Here is an 856-nt window from a genome sequence, read left to right on the forward strand (position 1 = left end):
CCCCGCAGCACGGCGACGTCCTTGGCGCCCAACTCCAGCAGCGCCCGCAACGCCGCGCCCGCCCGCCGCTTGGACCGCGCCTCGAAGTAGCGTCCGGCCAGGATGAACGCCGTCACCCCGGCGGCCGCCTCCAGGTAGATGTTCCCGGAGCCGTCACTACGCTGGATCGTGAAGTCGAACGGATGCGTCATGCCAGGCGTGCCCGCGGTGCCGAAGAACAACGCCCACAGCGACCATCCCAGCGCGGCGATCGTGCCGAGCGACACCAGCGTGTCCATGGTGGCGGCGCCGTGGCGCAGGTTGGTCCAGGCCGCCTTGTGGAACGGCCAGCCCGCATACACCACCACCGGCGCGGCCAAGGTCAGCGACAGCCACTGCCAGTTGGTGAACTGCAGCGGCGGGATCATCGCCATCGCGATCACCGGCACCGCCAGCACCAGCGAGGTGATCAACCGGGCGCGCAGCGGACGAAGCTCATCGCGCGGCTCCTCCGGCCCACCACCGCCCTCACCCTCACCCTGCTCACGCGGCGGGGCAGGCAACTGCGCGGTGTAGCCGGCCTTCTCCACCTCCGCGATCAAATCCTGCGGGACGACACCCTCGACGAAGGTGACCTTCGCCTTCTCGGTGGCGTAGTTGACCGTCGCGGTCACGCCGTCCAGCTTGTTGAGCCGGCGCTCGATCCGGTTGGCGCAGGACGCGCACGTCATGCCGCCGATCGAGAGCTCGACCGAACCCAGGGGCCCATCTTCCGCGACGGAAGACTCGGTGACGGACGTCATCGTCTCTCCTTCCTCACCTCACACCGGCGTCAGTGCCCGTGCCCGCCATGCCCGCCGTGCCCAGCCGAACCGGA

1 protein-coding gene is annotated in these 856 nt (G+C 69.7%); it reads right to left on the bottom strand.

The genetic code is table 11. From position 1 onward, the window contains the following. A partial coding sequence (locus AWQ68_RS00130) for a cation transporter (protein ID WP_169808818.1) occupies positions 1-782 on the bottom strand: 782 nt, incomplete at its 3' end. Between the last annotated feature and the right edge of the window lie 74 nt (positions 783-856).

It is taken from the genome of Microtetraspora fusca, from assembly GCF_001570365.1.
Taxonomy (GTDB): Bacteria; Actinomycetota; Actinomycetes; order Streptosporangiales; family Streptosporangiaceae; genus Microtetraspora; species Microtetraspora fusca.